This window comes from Streptomyces sp. NPDC032721 (genome assembly GCF_055579625.1).
In genome coordinates this window covers 797,820-812,164 of the sequence record NZ_JBVIMX010000001.1, presented here as the reverse complement: position 1 = coordinate 812,164, position 14,345 = coordinate 797,820, and the positions used below count along the sequence as shown (strand labels likewise).

At 70.5% G+C, this 14,345-nt stretch carries 15 protein-coding genes; 7 read left to right on the top strand and 8 right to left on the bottom strand.

Translation table 11 applies throughout. The features are described 5' to 3' along the window. Positions 1-32: 32 nt before the first annotated feature. The 4 genes from ACZ5PB_RS03460 to ACZ5PB_RS03445 form a co-directional block, all read right to left on the bottom strand. Positions 33-1,292, bottom strand: a complete 1,260-nt coding sequence (locus ACZ5PB_RS03460) for a glycoside hydrolase 5 family protein (protein ID WP_468687370.1) — start codon at positions 1,290-1,292, stop codon at positions 33-35. A gap of 123 nt (positions 1,293-1,415) precedes the next feature. Then, complete coding sequence (locus ACZ5PB_RS03455) at positions 1,416-2,327, bottom strand: carbohydrate ABC transporter permease (protein WP_468687368.1); 912 nt, start codon at positions 2,325-2,327, stop codon at positions 1,416-1,418. Continuing rightward, positions 2,324-3,136 carry a carbohydrate ABC transporter permease gene (locus ACZ5PB_RS03450; RefSeq protein WP_468688263.1) on the bottom strand — a complete coding sequence of 271 codons (813 nt, stop codon included), beginning with the start codon at positions 3,134-3,136 and terminating at the stop codon, positions 2,324-2,326. The genes ACZ5PB_RS03455 and ACZ5PB_RS03450 overlap by 4 nt, the downstream gene beginning before the upstream one ends. A gap of 305 nt (positions 3,137-3,441) precedes the next feature. Next, positions 3,442-4,788, bottom strand: coding sequence for an ABC transporter substrate-binding protein (locus tag ACZ5PB_RS03445; protein WP_468687366.1), 1,347 nt, complete (start codon positions 4,786-4,788; stop codon positions 3,442-3,444). A gap of 310 nt (positions 4,789-5,098) precedes the next feature. Here ACZ5PB_RS03445 and ACZ5PB_RS03440 point away from each other — a divergent pair, with 310 nt between their 5' ends. From ACZ5PB_RS03440 to ACZ5PB_RS03430, 3 genes are all read left to right on the top strand, one after another. Next, positions 5,099-5,395 (top strand): hypothetical protein, encoded by a 297-nt coding sequence (locus ACZ5PB_RS03440; protein ID WP_468687364.1) that lies wholly within the window; start codon positions 5,099-5,101, stop codon positions 5,393-5,395. Next, a complete protein-coding gene (locus tag ACZ5PB_RS03435) occupies positions 5,392-6,498 on the top strand; it encodes a LacI family DNA-binding transcriptional regulator (RefSeq protein ID WP_468687362.1) in 1,107 nt (368 codons plus the stop codon). The genes ACZ5PB_RS03440 and ACZ5PB_RS03435 overlap by 4 nt, the downstream gene beginning before the upstream one ends. Before the next feature lie 113 nt (positions 6,499-6,611). Further along, a complete protein-coding gene (locus ACZ5PB_RS03430) occupies positions 6,612-6,986 on the top strand; it encodes a hypothetical protein (RefSeq protein WP_468687360.1) in 375 nt (124 codons plus the stop codon). Positions 6,987-7,070: 84 nt separating this feature from the next. Here the strand turns inward: ACZ5PB_RS03430 and ACZ5PB_RS03425 are convergent, their stop codons facing one another. Both ACZ5PB_RS03425 and treZ read right to left on the bottom strand, forming a co-directional pair. Beyond that, the gene (locus ACZ5PB_RS03425; protein WP_468687358.1) at positions 7,071-8,078 is read right to left on the bottom strand and encodes an aldo/keto reductase; all 1,008 of its coding nucleotides are present in this window, start codon (positions 8,076-8,078) and stop codon (positions 7,071-7,073) included. A gap of 98 nt (positions 8,079-8,176) precedes the next feature. Continuing rightward, complete coding sequence (gene treZ, locus ACZ5PB_RS03420; protein ID WP_468687356.1) at positions 8,177-9,964, bottom strand: malto-oligosyltrehalose trehalohydrolase; 1,788 nt, start codon at positions 9,962-9,964, stop codon at positions 8,177-8,179. Between the two features lie 171 nt (positions 9,965-10,135). Between treZ and ACZ5PB_RS03415 the strand changes: the two genes are divergently transcribed. After that, positions 10,136-10,720, top strand: coding sequence for a DUF3592 domain-containing protein (locus ACZ5PB_RS03415; RefSeq protein WP_468687354.1), 585 nt, complete (start codon positions 10,136-10,138; stop codon positions 10,718-10,720). Here the strand turns inward: ACZ5PB_RS03415 and ACZ5PB_RS03410 are convergent. Next, complete coding sequence (locus ACZ5PB_RS03410) at positions 10,698-11,642, bottom strand: GNAT family N-acetyltransferase (protein WP_468688262.1); 945 nt, start codon at positions 11,640-11,642, stop codon at positions 10,698-10,700. The genes ACZ5PB_RS03415 and ACZ5PB_RS03410 overlap by 23 nt on opposite strands. Before the next feature lie 138 nt (positions 11,643-11,780). After that, a complete protein-coding gene (locus tag ACZ5PB_RS03405; RefSeq protein WP_468687353.1) occupies positions 11,781-12,209 on the bottom strand; it encodes an ester cyclase in 429 nt (142 codons plus the stop codon). A 220-nt stretch (positions 12,210-12,429) separates the two neighbouring features. Here ACZ5PB_RS03405 and ACZ5PB_RS03400 point away from each other — a divergent pair, with 220 nt between their 5' ends. From ACZ5PB_RS03400 to ACZ5PB_RS03390, 3 genes are all read left to right on the top strand, one after another. After that, positions 12,430-12,666 (top strand): hypothetical protein, encoded by a 237-nt coding sequence (locus ACZ5PB_RS03400; protein ID WP_468687351.1) that lies wholly within the window; start codon positions 12,430-12,432, stop codon positions 12,664-12,666. 175 nt (positions 12,667-12,841) lie between these two features. After that, positions 12,842-13,390: an FHA domain-containing protein gene (locus ACZ5PB_RS03395; protein ID WP_468687349.1), complete on the top strand. Its 549-nt coding sequence runs from the start codon at positions 12,842-12,844 to the stop codon at positions 13,388-13,390. A 118-nt stretch (positions 13,391-13,508) separates the two neighbouring features. Further along, positions 13,509-14,015, top strand: coding sequence for an SSI family serine proteinase inhibitor (locus tag ACZ5PB_RS03390; RefSeq protein WP_468687347.1), 507 nt, complete (start codon positions 13,509-13,511; stop codon positions 14,013-14,015). Positions 14,016-14,345 lie beyond the last annotated feature (330 nt).

Sequence of the window (14,345 nt, the reverse complement as noted above, 5' to 3'; positions counted from 1 at the left end):
CGCCGTGCCGCCGGGGAAACGCCGTTCGTCGCTCAGCGGACCTCGTCCACCCCCACCACCTCCTCGATCCCCCGTCCCGCCGGATGCCCCGCGTCCGACGCCAGGTCCGCCAGTACCGCCGTCGCCCGGACGCCGTCCGCGGCCAGGCGCGCCCATGCCTCGTAGAAGGCGCCTCCCGGTGCGCACACCCCGCGGCCCGGTGCCGTGTCCGAGTCGCCCACGTCGAGGACGAGCGCCGTGGTCCGCCGGACCGGAGCCGGGCCCCCTCCGCCCCGTACGCCTGCCGCGATCTCCGCCAGCACGCGCCCCGCCGGCTTGACCTCGCGGGCGTTGGTGAGCAGGCCCAGCGAGTACTCCAGCTCCGGGAAGTCCGCCAGTTCGCGCGAGACGTCGTGCGAGCACCACCAGGTAATGCCGTAGAGGTCCTCGCAGGTCAGGGCGTTCTCTACGGTCGCGGACACGAATTCCGCCACATGCTCGGCGGGAATCAGCGGGGCCGGTGCCCCCACCTCCTGCAACCACACCGGACGCCCCGGCTCCGCCCACGCCCGGGACAGTTCGATCAGGTACTCCGCGTGGTGGACGGTCGCCGCGCCGTCGCGTCCGTGGCGCTGCGCCGTGCCGTTGAAGACCCACGAGTGGATCGTCGTCGCACCGCCGAGCCGCGACGCGTGCGCCGGGGTGAAGGGATGGCCCGGCTGGAACCACACCGCGTCGTACTCGGAGTGGGTGTGCAGCTTCCCCGGCGCACCCTTCTCGCACGCGTCGAGCAGCCGCTCCAGCCAGCGCCCCGCCTGCTCGTACGTGCACGGGTCCGGGTCCGGGTGCGGCCAGCCCGAGAACTGGTTGACCTCGTTGCCGAGCGTCATTCCGATGAAGTTCGGCCGCTCGGCGAGCGATGCGGCGAGGGTCTCCACGTACCGTGCCTCGGCCTCCACCACGTTCACGTCCGTGAACATGTTCCGCCGGTGCCAGGTCGCCAGCCACGACGGTACGAAGTCGAAGCTGGACAGGTGCCCCTGGACCGCGTCCACCGATACGTCGAGCCCGCGTTCGCCCGCCGCGTCGACCAGCTGCCCCAGTTGCTCCACCGCGCGGGCCCGGATCAGTGTCCGGTTCGGCTGGAAGAGCGGCCAGAGGGCGAAGGCGCGGACGTGGTCGATGCCGAGGGCGGCCAGCGAGTCGAAGTCGCGCCTCACCTCGTCGAGATCGAAGTCGAGCCAGTGGTGGAACCACCCCACGGCGGGCGTGTAGTTGACACCGAAGCGCGGTCGCGGACGTACGTCTCCCATGGAACGGGCATCCCTTGGTCGGAAGGATCAGGACAGGACAGGACAGAGCGGGGAGGGGCAGGACATGGCAGCGCGGGCAGGGGCAGGCTCAGGACAGGGCATGGCGGCGCGACACCGCCCGCGTCACGTCTTGATGGCCCCCTCGCCCACCCCCTTGAAGAAGTACCTCTGGAGCGCGAAGAACATCAGCATCATCGGCAGCAGCGCCGCCATCGCCCCGGCCGCGATCAGCCGCTGGTCGTTCACGGTCGTCGCCCCGGCCAGCGTTTTCAGGCCGAGCTGAAGCGTGTAGTTGTCGCTGTTGGTGAGGACGATGAGCGGCCACAGGAAGTCGTCCCACGCACCCATGAAGCTGGTGATGCAGACAACTGCCAGCGCCCCCTTGGCACTTGGCAGGAACACCCGCCTGAACCGCTGCCACTCGTTCGCCCCGTCGAGCACCGCCGCCTCTTCCACCTCCTTGGGTACGGCGAGGAAGGCCGCGCGCATGATCATCAGGTTGAGCACCGACACCGCGCCCGGCAGCCACACCCCGATCAGGGTGTCCACCAGACCCATCTCACGGACCGTCAGGAACATCGAGATCATCACGGACTCGAACGGGAACATCAGCGTCGCCACCAGCACCGTGAAGACCGTCTTGCGCCCCCGCCACCCGGCCCGCGACAGCGCGTACCCGCCCATCGCGGCGAACAGGCAGTTGGAGGTGATGGCGAGCGCGGCCACGATCAGTGTGTTGCCGACGTACTGGAAGAGCGGGAAGGCGTCCGCGACCCGGACGAAGTTGTCCAGCGTCGGATCGCTCGGCAGCACGCCCGCGTAGACGTTCTCGCCGCGCCCCTTCAGCGAGGTCAGGAACTGCCAGACGATCGGGCCGAGCATGACGACCAGCATCAGTACGAGCGTGAGGTAGCGGCCGACCAGCCCGGGACGCAGCCGCTTGCGCGGGCGGCGCTCGGGGACAGGGGCGGCAGAGGCAGAGGCACCCGTGGCGGACCTTGGCCCGGTCCCGGGAGCACTGGTGGTGGTGCTCAACTCTCGTCACCCTTCGAGAGACGGTGCCCCAGCAGGCTGAACACCAGCGTGAGCAGGAACAGCAGGATCGAGATGGCTGCCGCGTACCCCGTCTCGCCGGCGAAGCCGAGGCCCACCTGACGGATCAGGAACGGCAGCGTCCGGGAGCCGCCGCCGGGGCCGCCGCTCTCGCCGCCCAGGATGTAGATCTCCGTGAACACCCGGAGCGCGGAGATCGCGGACAGCGTTCCGACCAGCAGCATCATCGGTTTCACGCTCGGTACGGTGATGCTGAAGAAGCGCCGCACAGGCCCCGCCCCGTCGATCGCCGCAGCCTCGTAGAGGGACGTCGGTACGTTCCCGAGCGCGGCCAGGTAGAAGACCATGTAGTAGCCGAGGCCCTTCCAGACCGTCACGATCATCGCCGAGACCAGCAGCATCGTGGAGTCGGTGAGGAACGGGATCGGCTCGCTGATCAGGCTCAGCTTCTGGAAGACGGTGTTGATCAGCCCGTCACTGCGCAGGATCCACTGCCACATCAGCCCGACGACCACCGCCGAGGCGATCACCGGTGTGTAGAAGGCGGACCGGAAGAAGCCGATGCCGGGGACCTTCTTCTGTACGAGCACGGCGAGCGCCAGCGGCAGGAACACCAGGCACGGCACCACCACGACCGTGTAGAGCACGCTGTTGAACAGGGCCAGCCAGAAGGTGTCGTCCGCCAGCGCGCGCCCGTAGTTCTCGAACCCCACGAAGTCGCCGCCGCGCAGGATCTGAGCGTCCGTCAGCGAAAGGATGACCGTATTGACGAACGGCCAGAGACTGAACAGCACCACCAGGGCGAGCCCCGGCAGCAGGAAGAGGTACGGCGCCCACCAGCGGCGGTGCACCAGCCCCGTTTCCGCGCCCATGGCCCGCTTGAGCCGCCGGGCCTCGCGCTTGCCGGAGGCCTTGCGAGGTGGGGTGGCGGAGGGGTCCGGCGAGGCGTCGGGCGAGGGGCCGGACGACCGGCCGGACGACGGGCCGCCGCCGCCCCGCGCGGCGAATCCCGCGCGGGGCCCGGCGCCCGTACCGCCGCCACCCTGGCCGGGGCCGGGCCCCGTACCGGTGATCTGTGACATGAGCGGTCCGCCGCCTACTTCTTCTTCTGCTTGGCCTGCTGGGCCAGGATCTTGTTGGCCTCGTCCTGCGCCTTGGCCAGCGCGGTCTTGGCGTCCGTCTCGCCCTTGATCGCCTTCTGCATCTCCAGGACCACCGCGTCACCGATCTGGCTGGTCCACTCGACCGGGGTGTTCGCGTCGAGCTGCGCCTCCTTCAGCTCCTCCGCGCCGAGCGCCCGTGCCAGGGTCTCCGGGTCCTTGCCGTCGCCCTTGTCGGCGAAGTACGGGTCGGCCAGGCCCTTCGCGTTCGACGGGTAGATCGCGACCTCCTTGGAGAAGGCGACCTGGTTGGGTCCGTTGGTCACCCACTTCGCGAACTCGGCTGCCGCGTCGGGGGACTTGGTGTCCTTGCGGACGCCGAGCGACTGCGTGTAGATGCCGATGTGGCCGAGCGTGCCGGTGACCGCCTTCTGCACCTGCGTCTTCGCGTACACCTTGGGCGCGTTCTGCTTCACGTCGCGGATGAAGCCGGGGGAGCCGGGGCCGAAGACGAGCTTGTCCGCGCCGTAGAGCTGGCTGATGTCGTCGGACTTGGTGAGCGACTCCTTGGGCATGGCGCCCTTGGCGTACAGCTCCTTCATCCGCTCGATCCAGGAGATCGCCTTCGGGGTGTCGAAGGTGAACTTGTCCTTGGCGCCGTTGAGGATCGGCACGCCCATCTTCTGCCAGTCACCGGGCAGCCGGGACTTGGGATCGGCCATGAACGCCGAGAACTTGCCGCCCGACTTCTCGGTGATCTGCTCCGCGTAGTCGAAGAACTGCTCCACCGTCGTCGGCGGCTTGTTCACGTCCAGGCCGGCCTTGGCGAAGAGCTCCTTGTTGTACGTGAGGATCTCCGGCGTCACGTACCAGGGGTACGCGAACACGCCCTCCTTCTTGGGAAGCTTGTACTGGTCCCAGGCGCCCGGCACGTACTCCTTCTGCACCGCCGGGTCCAGCTTGGCGACGTCCGCCAACATGCCCCGGTCCGCGAGGAGTTGGAAGGAGTCGGTGTTGAGGTTGACCACGTCCGGCAGGGCACCGGCCTGGGCGTCGGCGACCAGCTTCTCGTTGTAGCCCTCGCCCGGCACGTCCTCCCACTTGATCTTGACGTCCGGGTACTTCTTCTCGAACGCGTCGATCACGCCCTGGACGTACGTGGTGAAGGTCGGCTTGAGCTGGAGCGTGCGGAAGGTGATCTCGCCGGACACCTTGCCCGACTTCTCGGGCTGCTTGGCATCGTTGTCAGAGCCGCTGCCGCTCATGCCGCAGGCAGCCGTCGACATCAGGGCTGCCGCCATGGCGGTGGCGATGGAGATGCGGGACAGGCGCCCACGGGACATCGTCGTTCCTCCTCTTCGCACCGGCCACACTGCCGGATTGCGGAACACACAATGGAGCGGCGGAGTCAGTGGCGTCAACAGGCGTGCAGGCGTTGATTGTTGAGAGTCTCTGAGCTGGACTAAAGCGGTTGAGCAGGGAGTTGACACGGCATGTGGTGCGCGGTAATGCTTCTCCGCGCTAATGCGGTTTAGCCGAGTGATCGCTAATGCGGTTTAGCTTGCTACTCGGCCTGCTGTGAAGGCACTTGGGGAACGAGTGGGCCACGTGCGAGGTGCTGGTGCGGGTGGGGCCGGAGGGGGTGGAGGTGACGTGGTCGGGGTGGAAGTAGCCGGGGTGGAGTCGCCGGCCCTGGGCGCGCGACTGCCCGTCCTGTTCCACGCGCCGCGCAGCGACCTCCGCTGTGAGGCCATCTTGGTTTCCCCGTACGGTAGTTGGCGGCCGGACGGCCCTCGCAAGTGCGTCGTCGACGCCCCGGCGGACGGCACGGCCGAAGTCCGCTTCGCTCCGCACCCGCCCGCCGACACCCCGCCCGGCAGCTGCCGGGCGCTGGTCAGGACGGTCGGCCGGGACCACGCACAGTCGCACGAGAGGACAGCCGCTCCATGACCACAGCCGCGTCGGGCGACGGCATCCGGCCCCGGCCGGCCCGCAGGCCCACCATGAAGGACATCGCGCGCCGCGCCGGTGTCTCCGAGAGTGCGGTCTCCTTCGCCCTCAACGACCGCCCGGGGGTCTCCCCGGGCACGCGCGCGCGGGTGCGCAGGGTGGCCGAGGAACTCGGCTGGCAGGCCAACAGCGCCGCCCGCGCGCTCTCCGGCGAACGTGCGGGCTGTGCCGGACTCGTCCTCGCCCGTCCCGCCCACACCCTCGGCGTGGAGTCCTTCTTCCTCCAACTGGTGTCGGGCATCCAGGAGACGCTGTCCGCGCGCCAAGTGGCCCTGCTCTTCCAGGTGGTGGAGGACCTCGACACCGAACTCGCCGTACTGCGCCGCTGGTGGGCCGAGCGGCGGGTGGACGGCGTCCTCGTCGTGGACCCCAGGGTCGAGGACCCGCGCCCCGCCCTGCTCGCCTCGCTCGGCCTGCCCGCCGTCGTCATCGGCGGTCTGGAGGCCGACGAGCACCACGCCGAAACCCCGTTGCCGGTTTCGAACGTCTGGGCCGACGACTCGGGTGCCATGGCTTCCGTACTGGACCACCTGCACTCCCTCGGCCACCGGCGCATCGTGCACGTCGCGGGCATGCGCGGCCTCGCGCACACCGAGCGGCGCATCGTGTCGCTGCGCGCGGAGGCCGCCCGCCGCGACCTCGACGCGCGCGAGGTCCGCTCGGTGGCCACCGACTACTCCGACGCGGAGGGCGCCGAAGCCACCCGCCGCATCCTGGACGAACCGCCGTGCACCCGCCCGACCGCCATCGTCTACGACAACGACGTGATGGCCGTCGCGGGCGCCTCGGTCGCCGCCGGACGCGGCTTCTCGGTCCCCGGGGAGGTGTCGATCGTCGCGTGGGACGACTCCGCCCTCTGCCGGGTCACCCACCCCCGGCTCACCGCCCTCGTCCGCGACACCCCCGCCTTCGGCCGGCTCGCCGCACAGGAACTGCTCGCCGTCGTCGACGGTGCCCCGGTACGCAGCCTCCAGGGCGAACTCCCGCACCTGGAACCGAGGGAGAGCACTGGACCGCCGCCGAAAAGCCCGCACCGAGGGTGAGTTGGGGCGGTAGCTCCCGCTTTCTTCCCTCGATGTCGGGCTGTCGGTGACCGGCTATAGGATCTCGCGCGCGCATTCGACAACGGATGCGTCTGTCCGAGAGGAACTGTGCGGTGAGCGACAGACCACTGGCCGAGGGGGCCGAGGGAGCGGAAGGGGAACCTTCTCTTCCCGACGATGTGTGGCAGCGGTTCGAGGAGGACAGCGAGGCCAGGATCAGGGCCCAGGCTCCCAAGGAGCCGTCCGCCCGCGCCCGTATGGTCGCGGAGCGGCTGCGCCGCGAGGACGAGGAGGCCACCCGGCGACAGGGCCGCCGCCTGGGCCGCCGCAAGAAGCGCGTACGGGCACAGCCCGACGCCTGGCGGGCCTGGCCCGAGGGGCGGCGGCGCGGCGGCAGCAGGGACTGGGTGGCGACCGTGGTGATCCTCGGTGTGCTGGTGGCCGTGCTGGCGCTGATGTTCTACCCGTGGGGCGCTTCGTACCGGTAGGGAGGAGGGTGCGGCAGCCGCTTCAGGGCGCCTGCCGCACCGGAACCCGCGCTCGTACGGCTGCTTGTCGCCGGTCGCCCGTCGCTAATTGCGCTCGGTGACGCTGCGCAGGAAGTCGTACGGGTACGGCACCGGCCGTGCGCTCGCCGAGTCCAGCCTCGCCGTCTGCTCCGCCGTCAGCTCCCAGCCCACGACGCCCATGTTCTCGGTGAGCTGCTCGGCCGTGCGTGCCCCGACGATCGGCGCGCTCACCGCCTGCCGGGCCATCAGCCACCGCAGCGCCACCTGCGAAGGCGTCCGCCCCGCCTCCCCGGCGATCTCCAGGAGGGCGTCGACGACCCGCCAGGTCTCCTCGTTGTCCCGCTCGCGCCACTGCTCCTTGCCGGAGATCTGCTGGAACTGCGCCTCGCGCGAGTCCTCCGGTACGGAGGTGAGCCCGCGCCGGTACTTCCCCGTGAGCCAGCCGCCCTGCAACGGCTTGAAGGGGATCATTCCGATGCCCTCCTCGTCGCACAGGGGGCCGAGTTCCCACTCCACCTCGCGGTGGAGCAGGTTGTAGAGCGGCTGGAGGGCGCTGTACGTCTCCCAGCCGTGCTGCCGGGCCGTGTCCTGCGCCTTCTGGAGCTTGGCCGGCGTGATGTTGCTCGCGCCGAGGTAGCGGACCTTGCCCGCCCTGACCAGCGAGTCGAGGGTGGACAGGGTCTCCTCGACGGGCGTCGTCGCGTCCCAGATGTGCGTCTGGTAGAGGTCGATGTAGTCGGTGCCGAGCCGCCGCAGACTGGCCTCCACCGCCGACAGGATGTGCTTGCGGCTCAGACCGCTGTCGTTGGCCCCGTCGCCCATCCGCCCCCAGACCTTGGTGGCGATGACCAGGTCGTCCCGGCGCCGCCCCTTCAGCCAGCGGCCGAGCACCTCCTCGGAGACGCCCCGCCCGTACATGTCTGCCGTGTCGATGAAGGTGCCGCCCGCTTCGGCGAACGTGTCGAGCACACGGTGCGACTCGGCCTCGCCCTCGCCGTCGGTGAAGGTCAGTGCGCCGAGGCACAGTTCGCTGACCATGAGTCCGGTACGGCCCAGGTGTCGCTGCTTCAATGGATTCCCCTCCGTGATCGCGGCGCAGGGTACCCGTTGGAGCGCACACGAGGTCAAGGGCGCCAGCTCCCCCCTCAGCGCCAAGAGGCCGTACGGCGTCAGCTCCCCAGCACCACGCACGACTCAGGGGGCAGCACCAGCACGCCGTCCGTCCCCGGCGCCTCCACCGGCTCCCAGGCCGCCAGCACCCGGGTGCGGCCGTTGCGGCCCAGGGCGATGGCCGCCGAGTCCTTGGCGAGGTTCACCGCGACCCTGATGTCGCCCCTGCGGTACGCGATCCAGCGCCCGGCCCCGTTCGTCGCGTGAGCGGCCCGTACCGCCGCCAGGTCCTGGTCGGCCAGGTCCGGGTGGGCGTGGCGCAGTGCGATCAGCTCGCGGTACCAGGCCAGCACGCGCGCGTGGGGCTCACTGTCCGGCTCCGACCAGTCCAGGCAGGACCGCTCCCTGGTGCGCGGGTCCTGCGGGTCGGGCACGTCCTCCTCGGCCCAGCCGTGCTGTGCGAACTCCCGCCGCCTGCCGCGACGTACCGCCTCCGCGAGCTCCGGATCGGTGTGGTCGGTGAAGAACTGCCACGGGGTGCGCGCCCCCCACTCCTCGCCCATGAACAGCATCGGCGTGAACGGACTCGTCAGCACGAGCGCCGCCGCGCAGGCCAGCAGCCCGGGGGAGAGGGACGCCGAGAGCCGGTCGCCCAGGGCCCGGTTGCCGATCTGGTCGTGGGTCTGGGAGTACGCGAGGAAACGGCGCGCGGGCGTCGTCGTACGGTCGACGCGGCGGCCGTGCGTACGGCCCCTGAACGACGAGTACGTGCCGTCGTGGAAGAACGCCCCCGTCAGGGTCTTGGTGAGCGCCCGGAGCGGGTCCCGGGCGAAGTCCGCGTAGTAGCCCTGGGACTCGCCGGTGAGGGCGGTGTGCAGGGCGTGGTGGAAGTCGTCGTTCCACTGCGCGTGGAGACCGAGGCCGCCCGAGGCGCGCGGGGTGGTGGTGCGCGGGTCGCCGAGATCCGACTCCGCGATCAGGAAGAGCGGCCGGTGCAACTCGTCGGCCAGCTGGTCCACGGCGGCCGACAGCTCCTCCAGGAAGTGCGTCGCCCGGGTGTCCGCGAGGGCGTGCACGGCGTCCAGTCGCAACCCGTCGAGGCGGTAGTCCCGCAGCCACGACAGTGCCGACTCGCGCAAATACGTGCGCACTTCGTCGGAGCCGGGCGCGTCGAGGTTCACCGCCGAACCCCAGGGGGTGTGGTGGGTGTCCGTGAAGTACGGCCCGAACAGGGGGAGGTAGTTGCCGGACGGGCCGAGGTGGTTGTGCACCACGTCCAGTACGACGCCGAGCCCCAGCTCGTGCGCCGCGTCGACGAACCGTTTCAGCCCGGCGGGTCCGCCGTACGGCTCGTGCACCGCCCACAGGGAAACCCCCTCGTACCCCCACCCGTGCGTACCGGGGAACGGGCAGACCGGCATCAGCTCGACGTGGGTGATGCCCAGCTGGACCAGGTGCGAGAGCCGCTCGGCGGCCGCGTCGAAGGTGCCCTCGCGGGTGTACGTGCCGATGTGCAGCTCGTACAGCACGGCGCCCTTGAGCGGGCGGCCCGCCCATCCGGCGCTCCGCACGAAGGAGTCGGGGTCCACGACCGCGCTGAGGCCGTCGGGCCCGTCGGGCTGGCGGCGCGAGCGGGGGTCGGGGAGCACGGGCCCGTCGTCGAGCGCGAACCCGTACCGGCTGCCCTCCACCGCGTCGGCGAGCACGGTCCACCAGCCGGCGCGCCGCGGATCACGCTCCATGGGACGACCGGCGACAGCGGCCCCCGCCCCCTTGCCCCGGCCACTCCCCGCCAGATGCAGGGTGACCCGCTCCTCGGCTTCCGGTGCCCACACCTCGAACAGCACTGACGGCCCCTCTCGTCGGCGACAGGTCCTCCGTTGCCCCATGGTGCGACAGCCCCGGCCGATCCGTCCCGCCGATTCGTGCAGCGGGCAGCCGAAAACGGACTTACGGCCCGTCCGATTCGGGACGTTCGGCCGCCCGACCGGTACAGAACGCCGCATAGCCTCGCGAGAATGGGCAAACACCGGCGTACAGAACCCCTCACGGAGGCGGAGGCGGCCGCGATGCGGGAGTACTGCCGCCGCTGGGGACGCCCGGTGCCGGGCAGGCTCCGCACCTGGCGGTCGGCGCTCCTGGCGACCGGCTCGCTCGTCCTGCTGGGCGGGGTCACGTACGGGATGGTCGGCGACCTGCTGCTGGTCCACGACCTGGACCGGAACGGCCGGACCGCGCGGGCCCGGGTCACCGAGGTGACCCAGGGTGGGCGCTCCCACTGGCCGGAGAAGATCACCGTCCGCTACGAGGACGCCGCGACCGCTGTCGCCGAGGTGCCCGAGATCTACGGGGACACCCCCGACGGTCTCACCGTCGGGGACACCCTGACCGTGGTGCACGACCGGGCGGACCGTACGCGGATGGTGGCCGCGGAACAGCTCGACTACACGCCGCTGCCACCGTTCCGGTGGCTGTTCGGGTCCGCGGCCGCGGCCGCCGTACTCGCCACTTCGGTGAGCGACCTGCGCCGCCGCGTGGGGACGGGTGCCGGGAAGGGGGCGGGTACGGGGCCGAAGCGCTTCATCCGCTCCACGTCATGTTGAGCGCCCGCTCGAAGTTGACGTAACCGGCCCGCGCGAAGGCCTTCGCCATGGGGACGTTGGCGAGGTCGGTGGCGGCACGGATGCGCGGCACGTCCTCCGCGACCAGTACGCGGGTGCCCTCGGCGAGGATCTCGTCGATGTAGCCGTTGCCGCGGTGGGCGGGCAGTACGCCGAGGTAGGCGATGATCGGGTTGTACCTGTTCCTGGCGGGCACGACGAAGCCCACCGGCTCACCGCTGTCGGCGAGCTCGGCGATCCGCCACCAGGCCTGCGGTGACGTGAAGTGGGCGAACTCGTCGTCGTAGTGCAGCTCCGCCGCCTGGCGGGCGCTGAGCCCGGTCGCCAGGTCGGCCTGGCCGTGTGCGTCGAGGGTGCCTTCCATGACGGGCGTCATGAGCGCGAGGAGGTCCTCGCGGTCCCGTACGTTCCGGAAGACGAGCCGTCCGGTGGGCTCGGCGACGGGAGTCCCCGGCCGCCACTCCAGCCGCAGCCGCTCCACGAGGAACCGGGCCCCGGTCTCCTCCAGTACGCGCATCCGGGCCTCGACGGCCCCTCGTACGTCGGGGTCGTCGCGCCAGTCACCGGGCACGAACCGCCCGAACTCGGGCCACTCCTCCACCTTCTCGGGCAGCACGGCGCCTGCTGCCCGGCGGAACAACTCCCGTCCGACCGCGAGGCGTTCGTCCTCGGGGAGGGAGTCGTCGAGATCGAAGAAGTCGAGGGCCTGTGGGGCGCCTCCTTCGCCCCCCGTCCACCAGGCGATGCGGGCGAGCACGCGCCCGTCGTCGTGGAGGGCCACCCACATCCAGGAGGGGATGCGGCGGCCCTGGGCGAGGTCGTCGGCCAGTTCGTGGTCGAGAGAGTAGGAGAGCTGGTTGAAGAGGCCGAGCTCGGTGGGGGTGGTGAGGGGGCGGAAGGTTATGGACAAAGGGGCTCCAGGGGCGGGGCGTTCTGCTGGGGGGCTACAGAGGACGTGCTCGATGTCGACGGCATTCGCACCCAAGTCGCCCAAGCGCCGGTCACACGAGCAATTGTCGAGATCTGTGGATCGAGTCCTGGATCAGTGCTCGGCAGCGGCTCGTTCCAGCTGAGTGGTGATGCCCTGCCGGTCGATCTGGATCCAGTACTCGACGATCAGGCCGTCCACGACGCGGTAGACCGCACTGGTCATCGCGGTGAGTTGGGTGCCGGTGGGCGGGTACTGGTCGATCGGTCCGATGTGTTGGCCGACCTGGGTCCAGCGGGCGTAGACCCGGTCACCGTCGGCAAGGAGTTCGTCCACGCTCAGCGTGAAGGTGCCGTAGGCGTCGAGCATCTCCTGAACGTGCTCGGTGTACTGCTGCGGGGTTCGCTCCACGACCACCGGTGCTTCCGAGACGACTTGGTGTGCCTGGACCCGGTCGGCCATGTAGCGATCGGCCCGGTCGGGGTGCAGTCCCGATCGCACCTGCAGAAGGAACTGGTGGACTACTTCTTTTGCGCTGGTCATCGACGCATTCTGGCATCGTGGTCATACGGCGCCTGCCTCGGGGCGTTCGACGAGGTGGGGTGCGGTGAGGTCGCGCGCCAGCGCGTCGGGGCGGACTCCACGTGCTTGAAGACCATGGTGAGGGCGGCAGCCGGACTCGCGTCATATCGGGCCCTCTCCCGTGTTTGGTATTCGAGTGACGGGACCGTGCCTGACGACCGAGTCTGTCGTTCTCCGAAGCATGAAGAAGATCGCCGCAATCACTGTGCTCGCCCTTGCCGGCGTTGCCCTTGCTGCCCCCGCTCACGCCGATGACGACAGCAACTTCGGGGCAGGCATCAACGCCGCGAACAACTGGGCGTTTTCTGCTGCCGCTGTCTGTTTTCAGGAACTGGCCGTTGTTCCCGTGGGCAGCCCCTGGGTGGGCGACGCCGTGAACCACTGCGTCAACGGGAACGTCCTCAACCACGCCAACTAGATGCCGGTGGGGACCGCCGGCCCGTCTCCCCCTGCCCGCGAGCCCGGCTCAAAGGACAGGGGGTGTGCGGGCAGTGGCCCACCGGTGGACGTCAACCGCCCCCCCGCACGTAACACCCGTGCTGCAGGTCAACCCCCTGCTGGACACCCACCCGTTCCCGCCCGACAATCTTCCCGTGACGCCCCCCTACGAGCCGCCGACGTACTCGGCGCGAGTCTCCGATGCCGAACGGGACCGCGCGCTCGCCGTGCTGCGCGAGGGTGCCGCCCAAGGCAGGTTGTCCCACGACACGTTTCTGTACCGGATGGAACTGGCCCTCGCCGCCCGCCGGTCCGCCGATCTGGCCGCGGTCACCTCCGGTCTGGAGACCGACGGACGCTGGTCCCGCAGGATGTTCGGGGCGGTGAGCCGGGCCTCCGCGTTCACCGTACGGCTGCGCAGGGCGTGGACCTCCGAGAAGCTGCCCAAGCTGCTGTTCCCCGAGCCGGGACCCCTCCCGCTGCGGATCGGCCGCGAGTTGGGCAGCGGGCTTCGGCTCAGCCACGAGACCGTCTCGCGCCGGCATGCCGAACTCCTCCTCCAGGACGGCGTCTGGATGCTCCGCGACCTCGGCTCGACGAACGGCACCTGTGTCAACGGTCGCCGGGTGACGGGCACCGCCGTCGTCAACGACGGTGACCAGGTGAGCTTCGGCCAGATGTCCTTCCGGCTCTCCGACAGCTGACAGCTGACCGCTGGGCCATTCGGCCTATTGGCCGTCAAGTGCCGTACCGCCACGTGCCGATGCACGCACCGGCGCGGGCATCCGCCCGCGCGCACCCGTGCAGAGAACGGTGACAGACATGACGGACATGTCGGCAGTACGGACAGCAGTGCGCAAGACCCTCGTCGGCGTCATGGCGACGGCGGCACTCCTCGCCGGAGCGAGCGGCGCCACCGCCCAGGCCCAGAACGAGACCCTGGTCCCGACCGAGACCCAGCCCCAGACGCAGGCCACGAGCCAGGCCCGGCCCGGCAACTGGATGTACCTCCTGGTCGTCGAGGGAGAGGACCCCCGCAGCGTCAACAGCGCCAAGGGCACCCTCCTGCGCTGCCCGCCCCGCTCGGGGCGCGCCAGCGGTCACGACGCCGGGCACCCGACCCCCCACAAGGCGTGCCGCAAGCTGGACGCGGTCGACGGCGACATCTCGAAGATCAAGCGCGCCGACGTCGCCTGCCCGATGATCTACCGGCCCGTGACCGCCCTCGCGTACGGCAACTGGGACGGCCGCCGGATGGTGTTCGGGAAGACGTACCCCAACGAGTGCGTGATGCACGCATCGACGGGTCCGGTCTTCAAGTTGGGCTGATCGCACTGCGGTTGACCGCAAGAGAGCACTGGGGAAAACCCCAGGAGGATCTTGCGTTGCGGATGCCGGGCGCCGCACGCCCCAACTCCCGCGATGCGGTTGCCGGTTCAGCGGCGGGAGCGGGCAGGGGGACGGTCACGGCCGTACGCCGCTGATCCGTTCCGGGCCGCGCCGATCCGGCGGGCCAGGACCACGTACGGGCGGCGGGGGGGGGGGGGGGGGGCGCCCCCCCCCCCCCCCCCCCCCCTCCCCCCCCCCCCCCCCCCCCCTCCCCCCCCACCCCCCCCCCCCCCCCCCCCCCCCCCCCCCCCCCCCCCCCCCCCCCCCCCC

Excerpts from the sequence above, each read along its gene's own strand:
- ACZ5PB_RS03390 (WP_468687347.1), top strand. The coding sequence starts at position 13,509 with ATGACGGACATGTCGGCAGTACGGACAGCAGTGCGCAAGACCCTCGTC.
- ACZ5PB_RS03460 (WP_468687370.1), bottom strand. The coding sequence starts at position 1,292 with ATGGGAGACGTACGTCCGCGACCGCGCTTCGGTGTCAACTACACGCCC.
- ACZ5PB_RS03435 (WP_468687362.1), top strand. The coding sequence starts at position 5,392 with ATGACCACAGCCGCGTCGGGCGACGGCATCCGGCCCCGGCCGGCCCGC.
- ACZ5PB_RS03405 (WP_468687353.1), bottom strand. The coding sequence starts at position 12,209 with ATGACCAGCGCAAAAGAAGTAGTCCACCAGTTCCTTCTGCAGGTGCGA.
- ACZ5PB_RS03400 (WP_468687351.1), top strand. The coding sequence starts at position 12,430 with ATGAAGAAGATCGCCGCAATCACTGTGCTCGCCCTTGCCGGCGTTGCC.
- ACZ5PB_RS03415 (WP_468687354.1), top strand. The coding sequence starts at position 10,136 with ATGGGCAAACACCGGCGTACAGAACCCCTCACGGAGGCGGAGGCGGCC.
- ACZ5PB_RS03445 (WP_468687366.1), bottom strand. The coding sequence starts at position 4,788 with ATGTCCCGTGGGCGCCTGTCCCGCATCTCCATCGCCACCGCCATGGCG.